This is a genomic window from Planococcus soli (genome assembly GCF_016881065.1).
GTDB classification, from domain to species: domain Bacteria; phylum Bacillota; class Bacilli; order Bacillales_A; family Planococcaceae; genus Planococcus; species Planococcus soli.
The window spans coordinates 395287-410946 of sequence record NZ_WXYN01000051.1 but is presented as its reverse complement, the minus strand read 5'-3'; the positions used below and the strand labels follow the sequence as shown (position 1 = coordinate 410946).

Below are 15660 nucleotides of genomic sequence, written 5' to 3'. Positions count from 1 at the left end.
TTTTTGAACAGTTTGTGAAGCTCTATTTATTATGTCCAATTCTTGAAAGTTTCCACTATTGCTGATTTCTCGTTGTATTTTGAAGAAACTTTCGCTATTATCGAGTATGCAGGCAAATGAACGTTGAAAAGTTTTCTATAAAAAAAGTAGGTGGAATTTTGAAGCAAAATAGATATATAAAATGGTTTGCTGTTGCAGCTACCGTCGGCATGTTATTTATTCTTCTGGGCGGTGCCCTTGTCACAAAAACCGACAGCGGTTTGGGCTGCGGCCGAAATTGGCCGGATTGCAATGGCAAACTGATTCCGGATAATATTACTGCTGAAGTATTAATAGAGTTTTCTCATCGCCTTGTTACGGGTGTTGTCGGCATTTTGATTGTCATTCTGGCAGTCTGGGCATGGAGAAAATTCGGGCATGTACGCGAGACAAAATTTTTAGCAATCATGGCTGTTTTCTTTTTAGTTTTGCAAGCATTGATCGGAGCGGCTCAAGTACTTTGGGGACAAGGCGATTTTATCCTGGCGCTGCATTTCGGAATTTCCTTGCTGTCGTTCGCTTCCATTTTACTTCTGACGCTGCTGATTTTCGAAGTGGACCGCAAGTTTGATGCTGACCGCTTGCAGATCAGCAAAAAGTTGCGCTTTCATACGCTGGGTGTCACCTTGTATTCCTATATTGTGGTTTATACCGGCGCACTGGTTCGCCATACGGAATCCAGCCTGATCTGTTCAGATTGGCCGCTGTGCCGAAATGACGATTTCGCATTGCCGGGCAACATGTATGAGTGGGTTCAAATGGGCCACCGCGCAGCTGCTGGTTTGATTGTCATCTGGCTTGGTTATATTGCCTGGCATGCAATCAAAGAGTACAAAAATCAGCGCGTGATTTACTGGGGTTGGATCATTGCTTTTGCTATCGTCCTTCTTCAAGCGACCACAGGGATGCTCGTTGTCCTGACAAAATTGAACTTGTTTGTCGCACTTCTTCACTCGCTATTGATTTCCATGCTGTTCGGTTTACTATGCTATATGGTGCTGCTCGTTTCGCGCAGCAGGATCAAAAAATCTTCATAAAAAAATGGCTGGCGCTTATGCGCCAGCCATTTTTTTATTTTTTCTCCATTTCAATCAGGAGATCACCTGTAGAAATGCCATCAGTAGCCACTACATGAATCTCTTGAATCATTCCATCGAACGGAGCCTGAACCGTCGTTTCCATCTTCATCGCTTCAGTTACCAGCAAATGATCGCCGCGCCTTACTTTAGCCCCTTTTTCCGTAAGCACTTTTAATACAGTGCCCGGCATGGTTGCTGCAATATGGCTTTCATTTGTCGGATTTGCTTTTGGTTTGGCAGTGCTGTCCGCTTCTACCGTCATATCCTGAATGCTGACTTCACGAGGCTGGCCATTCAATTCAAAATAAATGATGCGCGTTCCGTCTTTTTGAGGTTCTCCGATTGAAACCAGCTTAATCATCAAGGTTTTGCCTTTTTCAATTTCCACCTCGATTTCTTCACCTAATCTCATTCCATATAGGAAGGTCAAGGTGTCGAGAACGGATACTTTTCCAAATTGGATATTGGTTGCTGTGTATTCTTCAAACACTTTTGGATAAAGAGCATAAGCCAAGATTTCATGGCTTGTCACAGGACGCTCTAATTTGTCATACAAAGCCTTTTTGATTTCGTCGAAATCTGCAGGTTCCAAAAGTTCGCCAGGGCGCACCGTAATTGGTTCGCGCTCTTTCAATATGACTTTCTGCAGTTCTTTCGGGAACCCGCCATGAGGCTGGCCGATATAGCCTTCAAAGAATTCAATGACCGATTCCGGGAAGTCGATAGTTTTCCCTCGGGAGATAACCGTTTCTTCATCCAGTTCATTTTGTACCATGAACAGCGCCATATCGCCTACTACTTTAGAAGATGGCGTCACTTTTACGACATCGCCGAACAACAGGTTGACGCGTGAGTACATAGCCTTAACTTCTTCCCAGCGCATGCCCAGTCCTACCGCTTTTGCCTGCTGCTGAAGATTGCTGTATTGGCCGCCTGGCATTTCATGTACATAAACCTCTGAATGCGGACTGTTCATCCCGCTTTCGAAGTCGCCATAGTATTTGCGGACATCTTCCCAGTAATGGGACAATTTTTCAAGTCCATCAACATCAGCTCTAACTTCACGCCCGCTTCCGCTCGTTGCGTAATAAAGGGAATTGGCGCTCGGCTGGGATGTTAAGCCGGCCATGGAGCCAAGAGCTGTATCTACGATGTCAACACCCGCTTCGATCGCCTTCGAATACAGATAAATGCCATTGCCACTCGTATCATGTGTATGGAGGTGGATCGGCAACGAAACCGTATCCTTTAATTCGGATACTAAACGATATGCCGCTTCCGGTTTCAGCAGACCCGCCATATCTTTGATAGCAAGAATATGGGCACCTGCCGCTTCCAATTCTTTCGCCATTTCTTTGTAATACTGAACCGTGTACTTGTCGCGGCTTGGGTCTAAAATATCCCCTGTATAGCAAATTGCTGCTTCTGCGATTTTACCGGATTGGCGGACTTCATCAATCGCCACTTCCATTCCTTTGATCCAGTTCAAGCTATCAAAGATACGGAATACGTCGATTCCCGCATCTCCAGATTTCCGCACGAATTCGCGAATGACATTATCCGGGTAATTTTTATACCCGACGGCATTTGCGCCTCGGAACAGCATTTGGAACAGTACATTCGGAATTTCCTGGCGAAGCTTGATCAGGCGTTCCCAAGGATCCTCTTTCAGGAACCTGTAGGATACGTCAAAAGTAGCTCCTCCCCACATTTCCAATGAAAACAGATCTTTTTGAAGATGCGCAGTTTCCTTGGCAATCTCATACAGATCGTGCGAACGGACGCGTGTAGCCAAAAGAGATTGATGGGCATCGCGGAATGTGGTGTCTGTCAACAAAACATCTTTTTGCTCATGAATCCATTTCGTCAATCCTTCAGCACCCAGCTGATCGAATATTTGCTTTGTACCGTTTTGCGCCGGAGCCAATAAATCCACTTCCGGTTTGCGCGGAGCTCCAAAAATCGGTTTCTTTTTCTTTTCGATTCCCGGGAATCCGTTGACTGTCACATTGCCGATATAGCTCAACAATTTTGTCCCGCGATCTTGACGCACCGGGAAAATAAACAATTCCGGAGTGGTATCAATAAAGCTGGTATCAAAATCACCTGTAATAAAATTTTTATGCTTTACAACATTTTCCAGGAATGGGATGTTGGTTTTGATTCCGCGAATCCGGAATTCCTGCAAGTTGCGGTCCATTTTTGCAGCAGCTTCTTTGAATGTAACTGCCCATGTGGAAACTTTCACCAGAAGAGAATCATAATACGGTGAAATGACTGCTCCCTGGAAGCCGTTCCCTGCGTCCAGGCGTACACCGAATCCGCCGCCCGAACGGTAAACCATCAATTTCCCGGCATCAGGCATGAAGTCATTCAACGGATCTTCTGTTGTTACACGGGATTGGATCGCATAGCCGAATAATGGAATTTTGTCCTGCTGAGGGATGCCTATTTCTTCACTGTGAATCATATGCCCTCTGGCAATATGAATCTGTGCGTGGACAATATCGATTCCAGTAATCATTTCAGTAATCGTATGTTCTACTTGGATGCGTGGATTTACTTCAATAAAGTAAAACTCGTCGTTGGCAACTAGAAATTCAACTGTTCCCGCATTTATGTAGTTAATGTTTTTCATCAATTTAACTGCAGCATCACAGATTTCATTGCGCAATTCGTTGCTGATGGAGTTAGAAGGTGCGATTTCCACGACTTTTTGGTGACGGCGCTGGATTGAACAATCTCTCTCGTACAAATGAATAACATTGCCTTCCGAATCACCAAGAATTTGAACTTCAATATGCTTTGGCTTATCGACGAACTTTTCGACATACATCTCATCGGAACCAAAAGCCGCTTTTGCCTCAGACTTGGCACGCTCATAAGAAGATGCTAATTCTTCCTCTGTTCTGACAATCCGCATTCCTCGTCCGCCGCCGCCAAGAGAAGCTTTGATCATTAGCGGGAAACCTGCTTTTTTACTGAATTCTTCAACTTCTTCTAATGACTCGACAGGCCCATCTGTACCCGGGATGACTGGAATTCCTGCCGCAATTGCCTGCGAACGTGCTTTTACTTTGTCGCCGAACATGTCCAAATGCTTAGAAGTTGGACCGATAAAGACAATGCCTTCTTCTTCGCAGCGCCTTGCAAAGTGGACGTTTTCGGATAAGAATCCGTAGCCTGGATGAATTGCATCCACCTTGGAATCTTTCGCGATGCGGATAATGTCTTCGATATCCAAATAAGCATCAATCGGTTTTTTTCCTTTGCCGACCAAATAGGATTCGTCCGCTTTGTACCGATGGTATGAACCACTGTCTTCCTGTGAGTAAATCGCAACTGTTTGAATTTTCAGTTCTGTACAAGCGCGGAAAACCCGAATAGCGATTTCTCCGCGGTTGGCCACCAAGATTTTGTTGATCTCCTTCACACCGCAGCACACCCTTTACTTTTTCGTTTTTTCGTATTTATTGAACATGGAAACATTCATTAATACTCCCATAGCTAAAGATAACAAAATTACGGACGTTCCGCCATAGCTGATAAATGGAAGCGTCACACCGGTCAGTGGAATAATACCAGTCAAACCGCCTAAATTTACAAAAGATTGGATTCCGATCATGCTGGCAACCCCTGCTGCAAGCATTCTCGCTAATGGATCATGTGTAGTCATGGCAATCCAAAGACCCCGCAAAACAATAAATCCGAGACCGCCTAAAACAAAGACGACTCCCAATACACCAAGTTCCTCAGCAATGACCGACATGATGAAATCGGTATGTGGTTCAGGCAGATAGCCTAATTTCTGAATGGATTGTCCGAGTCCTAACCCACTCAAGCCACCAGAACCGATTGCCAGGTACCCGTTGACTATTTGAAACCCAAAACCCAGCTCATCTGAAAAAGGATTAAAGAAAGCGTCCAACCGGCCAAGCCGTTTTTCCGTAAAAATGCTGTCTCCAGCAAAAATCATGAGTGGCACAATGAAGACCATTGCCGCTGCAACAAAGACGCCGGCAAGCCGGATAAACGGCTTTAAGCGAACTCCGCTGGCAGACATCACAGATAAGCCCACCGCTCCAATAATAAGCATCGAGCCAAGATCTGGTTCAAGAAATACTGAAAACAGTACTAAAGTCAAAATCATGACCGGAGGAATGATGGACTCATTTAATTTATTGATGGTGCCGTTGTTGTACTTGTTTGAAAATACGCCGGCTAAATAAAGGATTATCCCCACTTTTGCCACTTCTGAAGGTTGAATATTGGCAAAACCTAAGCTGATCCAACTTTTTGCGCCTCCAGCTGCAAATCCGACAAAATGCACGGCAATCAAGCCGGCAAAAACCACTGTCAGAATCGTCATCATCATCCATCGTTTTTTAAAATGTTTGTACGGGAAAACTGCTGCAATCGCGAAGACGGGAAACGCAATTGCCAAGTTGATCAATTGCTGTATGTAAAACCGGTCCGGCTCGGAGCCATAGTAATTGACCGACCAGGCCATGCTTGAACTGTAAATCATGATCAAACCGAATATCGTTAATGCTAAATAAGTGAAGAGTAAAGGGTAGTCGAAGAACTTTGCGTATTTCTTGATGTAAGATTTCATTTTTATACCTCTTTTAATTTTATAGGTTATGGATTAGTAAAAAAACTCAAACAAAATTCGTTTGAGTTTTAGATCATTTATTTGTATACGCTTCGTGAAGAATGGAAAGTTTCTTCTCCAGCGTATCCATTAAATTTTTCCCAGCCTCGCGTTCGATGAGCCCAAGCTTAACCGCAAAATCAATTTCACGTGAAAGGCCAAACATTTGGGTGTCAAGCACCTCTTCATATAAAGGACAAGATGGCAATGTCAAGTGGTCCATTTGCACCTTGATCAACTGCTCGATTTTTTCTGCATCAGCTTTGAGGAGTTCTAAAGCTTTCAAATGGTATGTTTGTTCTTCTGTATGTTCCATGAGGACTCCCCCATTTTATGAGTTTTCTTCTCTATTTTCCTGTTTAAAGTGTATCTTTTAAGCTAGGAAAATGCAAGCCTCTATAATGAATAGAGATGAATCCCTTTAGGAACTTGACACAAAAAGGTATACTGTTAAAAGAATGATTATCTAAATGGAGGGTTTACCCATGGAATTTATCGTGCCTTTTAAAGGTGAAGTGAAATTTAAGCTGATATTGGATCCGACCGTATGGATTTTTGACGACCGCAAATTAAATCTGGAGACATATTTCCAGGAAGAGCGGATTGAAAAAGATGAGCTTGAAGCATACAAACGCGGGATGGGCGAACACTGGTCCCGTGAAATCATGGAAGGCAGCACTGTTCCGCCGACTCTGAATTCTGAAAAAACCTACAAGAGCAAAGAAAAAAAAGAAATGCTGACTGGAACTTTCGGCATCCTGTTTAAACCTTTTCTTTTGAATGCAGAACCATATGAGCATGCAAAACGTGTCGTTTTTGAAACATTGCATGGGGATTTCGATTTTCCGATTGAACATGCCGAACAATTGATTTTTAAATTCAGCGATCACGGCAAACCATTGAAGGAAGATGGACCTGTCCATGTCCTTCTTCCGGATGGTTCCAATCAGGAAAATCCCATTACCGATATCCAAGCCATCCGAGTCGAATAGGAGTGATTCAGCATGCGCGTACAATGCGTAATCTGCGATAAAATTGAAGAGTTGGTAGATGATACACTCCAGGCAAAGCGCCTGCGCAACAGACCTATCCACACCCACATGTGTGAAGTATGCCATGACCGGATCACCCAGAGAACCAAAGAGCGCTTAGCAACTGGTTCGTTCCGTTTTTACCGCAGCTCCCGCAGCATTGAGGATGACTTCTAATGAAGCTCTTAAAAGGCCTCTGGATTGGGTTTTGGAGCGGGTTGATTTTAGGGCTATTACTAAAATGGATCCAATCTGTCACTGGCGAACAAGTATATACCCTTTTGTTGAACGTTGATTTTGTTCCAGTGATCGGCAGTGTGCAATGGTCCGAGATTACAGAATTTATTTTCCATATGATAATTGCGCTGATTATTGGGGTAGTATTTGTTTATATCGCTAAGCGACGAAACTATTCGTTTGGCCAATTGGTGCTCATCTCTTTACTGATGTCCGTACCTTTTCCTTTCCTCTACTTTGTGTTGTCCTGGCTTGCTGTCGAAGCAGAGGTGCCAGCTGCTACAGATTGGAGCGCATTTTTGTATTGGATTTTTGCTCATCTCACTTACGCTCTGTTATTGCCAATCTTATATAAAACTTTTGAACGCAAAAACGCTGTATCTCAATGAGATACAGCGTTTTCGCGTTTTTCGCGCCATAGACGGATTTTATAAAGAATCAGTATGAGCGCTGCAATAACGAGCCCTTCCACAATCGGCAGGAAAAAGGCAAGAAACGTAAGCCCCAGACCGCCGACTGCCAGAAACAGGCCAATCATTGCATTTTTTCCAATTGATAACTTTTTAGCAAACCCCAATTTATAGACGAATGCCGAAAGCAGGAAAATTACCGCAAACAATGCGTATCCCGCCATTTCATAGCTCGGCAGATTCTGATATAGAATTCGGGCTACCGGATACATATGGTCATAGACAAAAGCTTGATCGTCCACGGGCTATACATCCTTCCCATTCGCTTATTCTTCGATGGCAACTTTCTTTTTCTTAGCCATACGTTCACGTTCGTTTTTATCAAGAATTTTTTTGCGCAAACGAATTGTTTGTGGTGTAATTTCGCAATACTCATCATCGTTCAAGTATTCAAGCGCTTCTTCAAGACTCATCAAACGTGCTTTTTTCATCGTAGTTGTCTGGTCTTTGTTAGCTGAACGAATGTTTGTTGCAGCTTTGATTTTTACAATATTCACTGTCAAATCGCTGTCACGGTTATGTTCTCCGACGATCATGCCTTCGTAGATTTCAGCACCGACTTCAACAAATGCAGTACCACGGTCCTCAATGCCCATCAAGCCGTAAGTCGAAACTTTACCGCGCTCCATAGATACCAATACACCTTGGCGACGTCCGCCCACACGGCCAGAAGCAACTGGCTGGTAGCTGTCGAATGTGTGGTTGATGATTCCGTATCCGCGAGTTTGCGTCAGGAATTCAGTAGTGTAGCCGATCAATCCACGTGCGGGTACGTTAAACACCAAACGAACTTGTCCGCTGCCGTTGTTAACCATATCCAGCATCTCGCCTTTACGCTCACCTAATGACTCGATGATTGAACCTGTATACTCTTCAGGCACATCTACTTGAACACGTTCTACTGGTTCGCAGCGAACTCCGTCAACCATACGTACGATAACTTCAGGTTTTGAAACTTGAATTTCAAATCCTTCACGGCGCATGTTTTCGATTAGGATCGACAAATGCAGCTCTCCGCGTCCAGATACAACCCAAGCGTCAGGTGAATCTGTAGGTTCTACACGCAAGGATACATCAGTCTGCAACTGAGCGTCCAAACGTTCCTGGATTTTTCTAGAAGTGATCCATTTACCTTCTTTACCTGCAAATGGGCTATTGTTTACTAGGAAAGTCATTTGTAATGTAGGTTCATCGATGCGCAGGATCGGCAATGCTTCCTGATGATCCTGTGGACAAACAGTTTCCCCTACGTTGATGTCTTCCATACCCGAAATGGCAATCAAGTCGCCAGCTTCCGCTTTTTCGATTTCCACCCTTTTAAGGCCCATGAAACCATGCATTTTCGTAACACGGAAGTTTTTGAATGAACCATCAAGTTTCATCAAAGAAACAGATTGTCCAACTTCGATCGTCCCGCGGAATACGCGGCCGATTCCGATACGTCCAACATAATCACTGTAATCAAGAAGAGCAACCTGGAACTGAAGTGGCTCATCTCTGTTATCGATTGGCGCTGGGACGTGTTCCAGGATCGCATCATAAATGACCTGCATGTTTTCTTCCTGATCAGCAGGATCTGAAGAAAGACTTGCTGTGCCGTTCATACCTGATGCAAAAATAACCGGGAATTCCAATTGATCGTCATTCGCTTCAAGTTCAATGAACAATTCGATGACTTCGTCAACCACTTCTTCAGGACGTGCAAAGTCACGGTCAATTTTGTTTACAACAACGATTGGCTTCAGGTTTTGTTCCAATGCTTTTTTCAGTACGAAGCGCGTTTGTGGCATACAGCCTTCATAAGCGTCTACTACTAATAGAACACCATCAACCATTTTCATGATACGTTCAACTTCTCCACCGAAATCTGCGTGTCCAGGAGTATCCAGGATGTTGATTTTAGCGTCTTTGTATTGGATTGCAGTATTTTTCGCAAGAATTGTAATTCCGCGTTCTCTTTCGATATCGCCAGAATCCATCGCGCGTTCGTCAACATGTTCGTTCGAACGGAAAGTTCCGGATTGTTGTAGAAGCTGATCCACTAGAGTTGTTTTACCATGGTCAACGTGGGCAATAATTGCAATGTTTCTTAGGTCGTTACGTAATTTAGTCATAATTTCACTCCAATATTCTTTTTTCATGTCTATAACTGTGCTAGTATAGCACATATAGGTGTAAAACCCTAAGATTTTATTTCAGGCAATAAGCTACGGGAGGAAAATTGAGTGAAAAGCTTAATTAAAAACACGAAATGGATTTTTGTATTGTATTCCCTGGCAGCAATACTGGCAATGGTCGGAATCGGCTTGGCTATTGGCCTGCGCAGTGTAATTGGCATATTTGCGGCAATCTTGCTGCTTTGTCTCATCATGGGCATGGGCTTCAAAAAGAAAAAAGAGATGCGGGAAGCCGGATTACTATAAGTATAAAAAAAGATGCGGAATTCCGCATCTTTTTTTACTTGAGCCGAATATATTTATTTAATAGCTCCTGATGTATAGCCGGATTGGCTGCGATAAATGTATCTTGTTTTAATAAGTTCGCAGATTCGCCTTTAAAATTCGTTGTGACTGCCCCTACTTCCTGCGCAATGACCATGCCGCCCGCAATATCCCACGGAGATAGCCTCATGGAAATATAAGCATCCACGCGTCCGCTTGCTAAATAGGCCAGTTCGAGGGCAGCAGAGCCATAAGAACGCATTCCGCGAACGTCGCGAATCAATTGAATGGCAGCTTCGTGATCTATGCGGCGGTTTGGCACCGCCCAGGTAGCATTCATGGCTACAATCGATTCGGTGATTACTGTTTCCATTAATGGTTTCAGCTGTTCATCGTTGTAATAAGCCCCGCCGCCTTTCACGCCGTGGTATAAATCATCGTTGACAACGTCGTAGATATAGCCGAGTTTACCGACCCCGTCTTCATAAATGCCCAATGAAATGGCGAAATTTCGTTTTTGATGGACAAAATTCATGGTGCCATCAATCGGATCCAGCAGCCAAATAACCCCTTCTGAATCCTGGATGTCGTCTCCAAAACCTTCTTCTCCGAAAATTCGGTGACCCGGAAAATCCCTGCGGATACGCCCAATGAAGAATTGTTCGATTTCCTTGTCGATATTCGTCACCAAATCATTGGCATTTGATTTCGACTCAATGGTGATGTCGGTCAAAAATGAATTGCGGATTCGGTGACCCGCCTCTTTTATGAGCGACTTTATGTACTTGTCCATAGCATGCAAGTCCATGTATGCATTCCTCCTCATTTATATCAGTATAACGAAAAAGGCATCTGCTGTCTTACTTCAGCAGATGCCTTTAATGTATAGATGGATTAGAGCGCATGGAGGGCCTCCAGTTCTACGTGAATCTCTTGGAGACGCAGCTTGCTTTTTGAAATTTGATTATCATCTTTCTGCTGCATTGCATCGAATAATGACGCAAGCTCGTAATCTAGTTCCAGTTTCAGCACATGTACATATTCCTTCTCTACATCCGCTTTGCGGATTATCTGAATCATCTGTTTCATAATGAGCACCCCTTTCTCATCATACTCCGAAAATTCTGACTAATCTTGTTACAATTATTATAATACCACTTTACGCGACTTAAATCCATTGGCAGAATCGTATTTATATTCTTTTTTCCCAAACTTCGTTAAAATGAAACCTGATTACCTAATTATAAGGAGGAAATTTATTTGAAGCCTTACTGGAATGAGCAAGATTTTGAAGTTTTTAACACTCCTGGTCTAGATGCCCGCATGAATGCATTGAAAGAAAATGTACGCCCAAAATTCGAAGAGCTTGGCACTGAAGTGTCATCATACTTTTCCGGAAAAACCGGAGATGAGTTTTTTCCGCATGTTGCCAAGCATATGCGAAGAACCGTCAATCCACCAAACGACAGCTGGGTAGCTTTTGCCCCATACAAAAGAGGATATAAAGCGGTGCCCCATTTTCAGATTGGCATGTGGGAAAGCCATGTATTCGTCATCCTCGCCGTGATTTACGAAGCACCGAATAAAACAGCGATGGCTGAAAACCTGCTTCGTTCGGAAGTACTGAATAACCTGTCAGAAGACTTTGTTGCTTCCGGTGACCATATGAAACCGCAAGCCGATTCCTTGATCGAATTAGGTAAGGAAGGCATAGGAAAATTGTTGAATCGCCTGCGCGACGTAAAAAAAGGCGAATTTGTGATCGGCCGCCATTTGACAAGAGAGCAGGCTGCATCTTTAAACAAGGAACAGTTTCTTCAGTTCACTGAAGAAACCTTCGAAGCTTTATTACCCGTATACGACGCCTTGCTCCAACCGATAAAAGAACCTGTCAGCCGCTGAGGCTGCAGGTTCTTTTTGCTGTCATTTCTTTTTCAGTTTGATGCTTTCGCTGCCGGTTCCTGCTTTCATTTCTTTTATAACCGGGAAACTGGCATAGCCGCTTTCTTCTTCAAATTCACGGAAATAGGTTTTTTCTTCCGATATCGCAGGAACCACCTGCTTGAATTTGCGATAACGCGTCAACAACTCCTGCCTGTTGATGCCTTTTTCATATGCCAGTTCGATGCCTTCGAAAAAACTTACAACATCAATGATTTCTTCTGTAGTCCATTCAATCGAAAATGGATAGGAATAATCCATTTTTCATCCCTCTTTTCATTCAGTGATTGCCCATTTTTTCCGGACTTCTCCAGCTTGTCTGACCATGTCGTCGATCAGTTCCTGAACCGTCGGCACATCTTTGATCAGTCCTGTGACCTGCCCGGCCCATCCAAAGCCCTGATCTTTTTCGCCATCATAAATAAAGCGTTTGTTGGCTTCACCGCTGATAAACTCTTTCAAGGCCTCGTAAGTCGGCGTCTTGCTCTCGATTTCTAGAATCTTGTCCGTCCAGCTGCTGCGCAGGGTCCGTGCCGGAGCTCCAATGCTGCGTTTGATGATAACCGTATCGTTCTCTGAGCTGCTGATCAGCTGGTCTTTATAGGCTTGTGAAGCATGAACGCATTCTTTGGTTGCGATAAAGCGTGTACCCATTTCGATGCCTTCTGCACCGAGTGCATGGGCAGCCATCCATCCTCTGCCGTCGCCGATTCCGCCTGAGGCGATCACCGGGATTTTCACGGCATCCACTACTTGCGGAATCAATACCATTGTTCCGATGTCGTCACGCCCTAGATGTCCGCCGCCTTCTTGGCCCACGACCATTACGGCGTCAGCTCCTAAGCTTTCTGCTTTTTCCGCCTGCCGCCTTGCAGCTACTAAGACTAATTTTTTTATATCAGTCCCTTTCAGCTGTTCGAATATTGGGGTCGGATTACCGCCCGTCATCGAGACCACCGGCACCCTTTCTTCGATTGCTACATCAAGCATATGTGAAAATGCACGGCCATGATCGCCAATCGCAAAATTAACACCAAAAGGCTTGTCCGTCAATTCTCTTACACTTTGTATTTCTTTCCGCAGCTCTTCAGGCGTGGCTAAGCTCATTGCTGTAATTTGTCCGAGTCCGCCAGCATTTGAAACAGCCGCTGCTAATTCTGCATAGGCTAAATAAGCCAAGCCTCCCTGTATGATAGGATAGCGGATTCCCAATAGTTCTGTCACTTTCGTTTTGAATTCCATCGACTCACTCCTTTTCTCTCTATATGTCATGTATTCGCTTCTGCAACAGAAAATCCTTTTAATTTATACTAATGCAGCTAGCATCATGCTATAATTCATTTTGTTTTCATTTTATTTAGTGAGGTGGGCTTAACATTGTCTCAATTAGAAACTCCGTTATTTGATGCGCTCTTAAAGCATCGAAACCGGCACCCGATCCAATTTCATATTCCAGGCCATAAAAAAGGCCAGGGCGTCGATCCCGCATTCCGTGAATTTGTCGGCGATAATATTTTATCCATCGATTTAATAAACATCGCTCCTCTGGACGATTTGCATTCGCCTAAAGGCGCTATCAAAGAAGCGCAGGAACTAGCTGCCAAAGCTTTCGGCGCAGATTACACATTCTTTTCAGTACAAGGCACAAGCGGCGCCATCATGACCATGATCCTGAGCGTCGTCGGTCCCAATGACAAAATTTTGGTACCGCGGAATGTCCATAAATCCATTATGTCCGCCATCGTCTTTGCCGGAGCCATTCCGATTTTCATCCATCCCGAAGTTGATCCGGAACTCGGCATCTCCCACGGTATTTCTGCGGAAGCAGTAGAAAAAGCGATGATCGAATATCCAGACGCTAAGGCAGTGCTTGTCATCAATCCGACTTATTTTGGTGTAGCTGCTGATTTAAAACGAATTGTCGATATTGCGCATGCACGAAACGTACCTGTATTGGTTGATGAAGCACATGGTGTCCATATTCATTTCCATAAATCTCTGCCTGTATCGGCAATGGCAGCAGGGGCCGATATGGCAGCGACTTCAGTCCACAAGCTTGGCGGATCCATGACGCAAAGTTCGGTACTAAATGTTCGGGAAGGCCTAGTGTCGCCTAAACGTGTACAGTCTACCTTATCGATGCTGACAACAACATCGACTTCCTATCCGATTCTAGCATCACTCGACACTGCACGCCGCCAATTGGCTATCCATGGCTATGATTTGATTGACCAGGCGATTCGGTTGGCTCAGGATGCCCGAAAGCGCATCAATAAAATCCCTCATTTGCACTGCGTCGGCAAGGAATTGCTGAATTCATCAGCCACTTTTGATATGGATCCGACGAAGTTGCTGATCACAGTCAAAAATCTGGGCATTACTGGCCACCAAGCTGAAGAATGGCTGAGAGAAAACGCCAATATTGAAATTGAGCTTTCCGATTTATACAATATTCTCTGCCTGGTCACGATTGGTGATACCCGCAAAGAATTGAACTTATTGATTAATGCGCTACAGCGCATGAGTGAGGATTTTGACAGTGATGCGGCTATTATCGAACCAGTCGTGCTGCTGCCGGATATCCCACGCCTTGCCATGACACCGCGCGATGCTTTTTACGCGACAACCGAAGTCATTTCCATCGATGACGCTGTCGGCCGCATTTCAGCCGAGTTCATCATGGTTTATCCGCCAGGCATTCCTATTTTCATTCCCGGCGAAATCATCACAGAAGAAAACATCAATTATATCCACATGAACGTTGCTGCCGGCTTGCCGGTACAAGGACCGGAAGACGATACACTGAAGATGCTGCGCGTTATAAAAGAACAGCAAGCTATCAGATAAACACACAAAAGATCCAAGAGCCTCCGCTCTTGGATCTTTTTAAATGCCCTCTATAGTGGCAGGATCTACAAAGCCATAGCCTTTGTCCTTCAAGCCTTGAATAATTTTTGGAAGTGCTTCCGTGGTCCACTCGCGGTCATGCATCAGCAAGTTGGCGCCATTGTTCAGAAATTCTGTATTGACCATGATTTCTGTTAAGGATTGGGCATTCTGGTACTGCTGCTCCCAATCATATCCGTAGGTCCAGTTCATGAGCACCATTTCCTGCTCTTTTACGAGCTGCTTGCTGAAATCGGTATTGGCTCCATGGGGTGCACGGAAGAATTTAGGCTTTTCTCCAATAATTTGTTCAATTGTATCATTCAATTGCAAAATTTCTTCCCTCTGCTGCTGTTCAGTCAAATCTCTTAAGTTCGGATGGCTGTTGGTATGGTTGCCGATCGCGAATCCCATTTCATGCAGCTCTTTTAGTTGTTGTTTTTCTTCATCAGTATCCAGGAAGTGGCCGTTGACGAAAAAAATTGCTGGGATGTTTTGGCTTTTCAAGGTTTCTGCCATTTCCATTGCATGCTTATCTGGCGCATCGTCAATAGTCAGCAGCACAACTTTTTCTTCCGCACCATCGATTGGCTGAACTGACCAGTTTGCGGAATTAATTTCGTATTGCGGGTCAGGCATATCTGTTATTTCCGGTTCTTCTTGTACCGGTTCTTCTTTGCTTTCAGCGGGTTCTTCTGGTTCCACGACCTCTGCTGTTTCTTCAGTTTTTGCAGATTCTGTTTCTTTATCAGAAGATGCTTCATTTTCTTGCCCGCATGCCGTCAGCAATATTAATACCCCTGCAAGCGCAGTCCATTTTCTATGTATCAAACTAAACACCCCTTTACTGAACAAATCTTACCATGTAAAGAAATTTTTTTC

Annotated in this window: 17 protein-coding genes; 7 read left to right on the top strand and 10 right to left on the bottom strand. The window is 44.2% G+C overall.

From position 1 onward, the window contains the following. The first annotated feature begins 116 nt into the window (after positions 1 to 116). Entirely contained in the window at positions 117 to 1076 is a 960-nt protein-coding gene (locus GJB59_RS16750; protein ID WP_142826216.1) for a COX15/CtaA family protein, read from the top strand. 34 nt (positions 1077 to 1110) lie between these two features. Here the strand turns inward: GJB59_RS16750 and pyc are convergent, their stop codons facing one another. From pyc to GJB59_RS16735, 3 genes are all read right to left on the bottom strand, one after another. Beyond that, on the bottom strand, positions 1111 to 4551 hold the full coding sequence (pyc, locus tag GJB59_RS16745; RefSeq protein WP_142826215.1) for a pyruvate carboxylase: 3441 nt from the start codon (positions 4549 to 4551) through the stop codon (positions 1111 to 1113). 15 nt (positions 4552 to 4566) lie between these two features. After that, the gene (locus tag GJB59_RS16740) at positions 4567 to 5733 is read right to left on the bottom strand and encodes an FtsW/RodA/SpoVE family cell cycle protein (protein WP_142826214.1); all 1167 of its coding nucleotides are present in this window, start codon (positions 5731 to 5733) and stop codon (positions 4567 to 4569) included. A 73-nt stretch (positions 5734 to 5806) separates the two neighbouring features. Continuing rightward, complete coding sequence (locus GJB59_RS16735; RefSeq protein ID WP_058384833.1) at positions 5807 to 6088, bottom strand: Fpa/YlaN family protein; 282 nt, start codon at positions 6086 to 6088, stop codon at positions 5807 to 5809. A gap of 169 nt (positions 6089 to 6257) precedes the next feature. On the opposite strand from GJB59_RS16735, the gene GJB59_RS16730 reads away from it, so the two are divergent. The 3 genes from GJB59_RS16730 to GJB59_RS16720 are packed head-to-tail and all read left to right on the top strand — an operon-like array spanning position 6258 to position 7429. Beyond that, positions 6258 to 6764, top strand: a complete 507-nt coding sequence (locus GJB59_RS16730; RefSeq protein WP_142826213.1) for a peptidyl-prolyl cis-trans isomerase — start codon at positions 6258 to 6260, stop codon at positions 6762 to 6764. 12 nt (positions 6765 to 6776) lie between these two features. Then, complete coding sequence (locus GJB59_RS16725; RefSeq protein ID WP_142826212.1) at positions 6777 to 6980, top strand: YlaI family protein; 204 nt, start codon at positions 6777 to 6779, stop codon at positions 6978 to 6980. Next, the gene (locus GJB59_RS16720) at positions 6980 to 7429 is read left to right on the top strand and encodes a hypothetical protein (RefSeq protein ID WP_142826211.1); all 450 of its coding nucleotides are present in this window, start codon (positions 6980 to 6982) and stop codon (positions 7427 to 7429) included. Before GJB59_RS16725 ends, GJB59_RS16720 begins: the two co-directional genes overlap by 1 nt. Here GJB59_RS16720 and GJB59_RS16715 read toward each other — a convergent pair. Together GJB59_RS16715 and typA are read right to left on the bottom strand one after the other, a co-directional pair. Further along, entirely contained in the window at positions 7423 to 7752 is a 330-nt protein-coding gene (locus GJB59_RS16715; protein WP_142826210.1) for a YlaH-like family protein, read from the bottom strand. The two genes, GJB59_RS16720 and GJB59_RS16715, sit on opposite strands and share 7 nt — an antisense overlap. A gap of 24 nt (positions 7753 to 7776) precedes the next feature. Next, entirely contained in the window at positions 7777 to 9624 is a 1848-nt protein-coding gene (gene typA / locus GJB59_RS16710) for a translational GTPase TypA (RefSeq protein ID WP_142826209.1), read from the bottom strand. Between the two features lie 111 nt (positions 9625 to 9735). On the opposite strand from typA, the gene GJB59_RS16705 reads away from it, so the two are divergent. Then, the gene (locus GJB59_RS16705; RefSeq protein ID WP_425325245.1) at positions 9736 to 9933 is read left to right on the top strand and encodes a YlaF family protein; all 198 of its coding nucleotides are present in this window, start codon (positions 9736 to 9738) and stop codon (positions 9931 to 9933) included. A gap of 34 nt (positions 9934 to 9967) precedes the next feature. Here the strand turns inward: GJB59_RS16705 and GJB59_RS16700 are convergent, their stop codons facing one another. Further along, positions 9968 to 10759 carry an inositol monophosphatase family protein gene (locus GJB59_RS16700; protein ID WP_142826208.1) on the bottom strand — a complete coding sequence of 264 codons (792 nt, stop codon included), beginning with the start codon at positions 10757 to 10759 and terminating at the stop codon, positions 9968 to 9970. 86 nt (positions 10760 to 10845) lie between these two features. Continuing rightward, positions 10846 to 11040, bottom strand: a complete 195-nt coding sequence (locus GJB59_RS16695) for a YkzI domain-containing protein (protein ID WP_142826207.1) — start codon at positions 11038 to 11040, stop codon at positions 10846 to 10848. 171 nt (positions 11041 to 11211) lie between these two features. Between GJB59_RS16695 and GJB59_RS16690 the strand changes: the two genes are divergently transcribed. Then, positions 11212 to 11853, top strand: a complete 642-nt coding sequence (locus GJB59_RS16690) for a YktB family protein (RefSeq protein ID WP_142826206.1) — start codon at positions 11212 to 11214, stop codon at positions 11851 to 11853. Positions 11854 to 11874: 21 nt separating this feature from the next. Here the strand turns inward: GJB59_RS16690 and GJB59_RS16685 are convergent, their stop codons facing one another. Together GJB59_RS16685 and GJB59_RS16680 are read right to left on the bottom strand one after the other, a co-directional pair. Beyond that, positions 11875 to 12153, bottom strand: a complete 279-nt coding sequence (locus GJB59_RS16685) for a UPF0223 family protein (protein ID WP_142826205.1) — start codon at positions 12151 to 12153, stop codon at positions 11875 to 11877. Positions 12154 to 12168: 15 nt separating this feature from the next. After that, the gene (locus tag GJB59_RS16680; protein WP_221931457.1) at positions 12169 to 13164 is read right to left on the bottom strand and encodes an NAD(P)H-dependent flavin oxidoreductase; all 996 of its coding nucleotides are present in this window, start codon (positions 13162 to 13164) and stop codon (positions 12169 to 12171) included. 105 nt (positions 13165 to 13269) lie between these two features. Between GJB59_RS16680 and GJB59_RS16675 the strand changes: the two genes are divergently transcribed. Further along, positions 13270 to 14739, top strand: a complete 1470-nt coding sequence (locus GJB59_RS16675; protein WP_142826203.1) for an aminotransferase class I/II-fold pyridoxal phosphate-dependent enzyme — start codon at positions 13270 to 13272, stop codon at positions 14737 to 14739. Positions 14740 to 14778: 39 nt separating this feature from the next. Here the strand turns inward: GJB59_RS16675 and GJB59_RS16670 are convergent, their stop codons facing one another. Next, positions 14779 to 15609 (bottom strand): polysaccharide deacetylase family protein, encoded by an 831-nt coding sequence (locus GJB59_RS16670; protein WP_142826202.1) that lies wholly within the window; start codon positions 15607 to 15609, stop codon positions 14779 to 14781. Positions 15610 to 15660: the final 51 nt, after the last annotated feature.

Bases quoted from the DNA above. Each gene is read 5' to 3' on its own strand.
- GJB59_RS16750 (WP_142826216.1), top strand. From the start codon at position 117: ATGAACGTTGAAAAGTTTTCTATAAAAAAAGTAGGTGGAATTTTGAAG.
- GJB59_RS16740 (WP_142826214.1), bottom strand. From the start codon at position 5,733: ATGAAATCTTACATCAAGAAATACGCAAAGTTCTTCGACTACCCTTTA.
- GJB59_RS16735 (WP_058384833.1), bottom strand. From the start codon at position 6,088: ATGGAACATACAGAAGAACAAACATACCATTTGAAAGCTTTAGAACTC.
- GJB59_RS16730 (WP_142826213.1), top strand. From the start codon at position 6,258: ATGGAATTTATCGTGCCTTTTAAAGGTGAAGTGAAATTTAAGCTGATA.
- GJB59_RS16725 (WP_142826212.1), top strand. From the start codon at position 6,777: ATGCGCGTACAATGCGTAATCTGCGATAAAATTGAAGAGTTGGTAGAT.
- GJB59_RS16720 (WP_142826211.1), top strand. From the start codon at position 6,980: ATGAAGCTCTTAAAAGGCCTCTGGATTGGGTTTTGGAGCGGGTTGATT.
- typA (WP_142826209.1), bottom strand. From the start codon at position 9,624: ATGACTAAATTACGTAACGACCTAAGAAACATTGCAATTATTGCCCAC.
- GJB59_RS16700 (WP_142826208.1), bottom strand. From the start codon at position 10,759: ATGGACTTGCATGCTATGGACAAGTACATAAAGTCGCTCATAAAAGAG.
- GJB59_RS16695 (WP_142826207.1), bottom strand. From the start codon at position 11,040: ATGAAACAGATGATTCAGATAATCCGCAAAGCGGATGTAGAGAAGGAA.
- GJB59_RS16685 (WP_142826205.1), bottom strand. From the start codon at position 12,153: ATGGATTATTCCTATCCATTTTCGATTGAATGGACTACAGAAGAAATC.
- GJB59_RS16680 (WP_221931457.1), bottom strand. From the start codon at position 13,164: ATGACATATAGAGAGAAAAGGAGTGAGTCGATGGAATTCAAAACGAAA.